Source organism: Nocardiopsis lucentensis DSM 44048, assembly GCF_000341125.1.
In the GTDB taxonomy this organism is placed as follows: domain Bacteria; phylum Actinomycetota; class Actinomycetes; order Streptosporangiales; family Streptosporangiaceae; genus Nocardiopsis; species Nocardiopsis lucentensis.
The window spans coordinates 1-2,207 of record NZ_ANBC01000942.1 but is presented as its reverse complement, the minus strand read 5'-3'; the positions used below and the strand labels follow the sequence as shown (position 1 = coordinate 2,207).

2 protein-coding genes are annotated in these 2,207 nt (G+C 69.6%); both read left to right on the top strand.

Annotated elements, in window-relative coordinates:
• Window positions 1-95: 95 nt before the first annotated feature.
• On the top strand, window positions 96-1,196 hold the full coding sequence (locus D471_RS0132145; RefSeq protein WP_017602411.1) for an STM4015 family protein: 1,101 nt from the start codon (window positions 96-98) through the stop codon (window positions 1,194-1,196).
• 50 nt (window positions 1,197-1,246) lie between these two features.
• The coding region (locus D471_RS37415) for an STM4015 family protein (protein WP_017602410.1) at window positions 1,247-2,207 on the top strand (961 nt) is incomplete at its 3' end.

Below are 2,207 nucleotides of genomic sequence, written 5' to 3'. Positions count from 1 at the left end.
GGACACCTACGGCGACGAGGTCTACTACTTCACGGCGGTCGCCGAGTAGCGGCACACGCCCCCCGAGCCCACACACGCGGGAAGGACGGAACTCCATGCCCTTTTACGACTACGTCACCGAGTTCGCCGGGCTTCCGGTGGTGAATTTCCCGGAGGGCTACCGCGACCTGAACGAATTCGGCGACGCCCGCCGCGAGGCCCAGGAGAACGGGCTCCCTCTTCCCGAAGCGGTACGACGGCATCCGGCCCGGACCACCGCCCTCGCCGACCCGTCCTCGGTCGCCTGGCGGCTGCGCGATGACGGCCACGACACCCATCCGCGCCCGCCCTCGACGGAAGGGAACACACACGATCCCCGTCGATCCTGCCTCGAACACTTCGTCGAAAAGATCGACACCGAGCGGGTGACCGCCCTCATCATCGGTCCGATGTCCGACGAACCCGGCGTCGACGTCGACGAGTGCCGCGACGCGCTCCTCCACTACAGCGACCGCCTACCCAACCTGCGGGCGCTGTTCTTCGCCGAGTTGACGATGATGGACTCCGAGATCTCCTGGATCAGGCAGGGCGACACCGCCCCGCTCCTGGCGGCCTTCCCCCATCTGACCGAGTTCACCGTTCGCGGAGGCAACGGGCTGCGCATACACGTCTCCGAACACACCTCCCTGCGTTCACTGACCATCCAGACCGGCGGGATGCCGGGGCAGGCCGCCCGGGACGTCACGGCCTCCGGTCTCCCGAACCTGGAGCACCTCGAACTCTGGCTGGGATCGCAAAGCTACGGCTACGACGTCGGCGTCGGGGACCTGGCCCCGGTCCTGTCCGGCGAGACCTTCCCCCGTCTACGCTCCCTGGGGCTGCGCAACGCCGAGGACACCGACACCTGGGTCCGCGCCCTCGCCGACGCCCCCGTCACCCGCACACTCGTCACCCTGGACCTGTCCAAGGGCACTCTGAGCGACGAGGGCGCGTCCGTTCTGCTGGACTCCCCCGTTTTCCGGAACCTCAAGCGCCTGGACCTGCACCACCACTACCTGTCGAAGGATACGGCCGAACGACTACGCGCGGAGTTCACCGCTGCGGGGATCGAGATCGACGTGAGCCACCGCCGGGAGGCGGAGCTGGACGAGTTCTACGATCCGGACGACGAAGACTTCGACCCGAGCGACTACTTCTACCCCGCGGTCGCCGAGTAGGCGCACCCGCCGATCCCCATCCGCCTCGACCGCCCCACCGGAGTCACCCCGTGCCCAACATCCACCACGTCACCGAGTTCGCGGGTCTGCCCGTCATCGAGTTCACCGACTGGGAGACCATCCGCGGCGAGTTCACGACCGCCATGCGGTGGGCCCGCAACAGGAACGAGCCGCACCCCTTCCTTCCGAGGTCCTACGAGGACCTCTTCCGGGGTATCGCCGCCCCGGAGTCCTTCGCCTGGCGGCTGCGCCGGGAGCCTCCCCCCTACCGTGGCGACTTCTCAGGCCGGGAGAAGGTCTGGGAGGACCTGGACACCTACCTGGGCCGGTTCACCGAACTGGTGCCGCCGGAGTCCGTCCGGGCGCTGATCGTCGGCCACGGCCTCGACTCCGACCCCGGATTCCGTTCGGAGTCGCCGGAGGCCCGTGACCGGCTCGTCGCCCTCGCCCCGAAGCTGACCCGCCTGCGCTCCCTGTTCTTCGGAGAGATCCTCCGGGAGGAGAACGAGATCTCCTGGATCGAGCACTGCGACCTCGCCCCGCTCCTGGCCGCCTTCCCCCAGCTCACCGAGTTCACCGTGCGCGGAGGCACCGGCCACCTCGAACTGCGTGTCGACGGGCACCCGTCCCTGCGGAAGCTCACCGTGCAGAGCGGCGGCCTGCGCCCCGAGGTCGTCCGGGACGTGGCCGCCTCCTCCCTCCCCAAGCTGGAGCACCTCGAACTGTGGCTGGGCGACGAGGAGTACGCGGGCGGCGCGGCCGCGACGGCCGACGACCTGGCGCCGGTGCTGACCGGCGAGGCGTTCCCGAAGCTCCGCTCACTGGGCCTGCGCAACTCCGACGCGACCGGTGCGTGGGTGCGCGCCCTGGCCGACGCGCCCGTCACCACGCGCCTGGAGACCCTCGACCTGTCCCTGGGCACCCTGCGCGACGAGGACGTCGACCCCCTCCTGAACGCCCCCGCGTTCCACGACCTGAAGCGACTCGACCTGCACCACCACTTCCTGTCGG

What these genes read in the sequence shown, in the direction of transcription:
- D471_RS0132145 (WP_017602411.1), top strand. Translation starts at nt 96, where the DNA reads ATGCCCTTTTACGACTACGTCACCGAGTTCGCCGGGCTTCCGGTGGTG.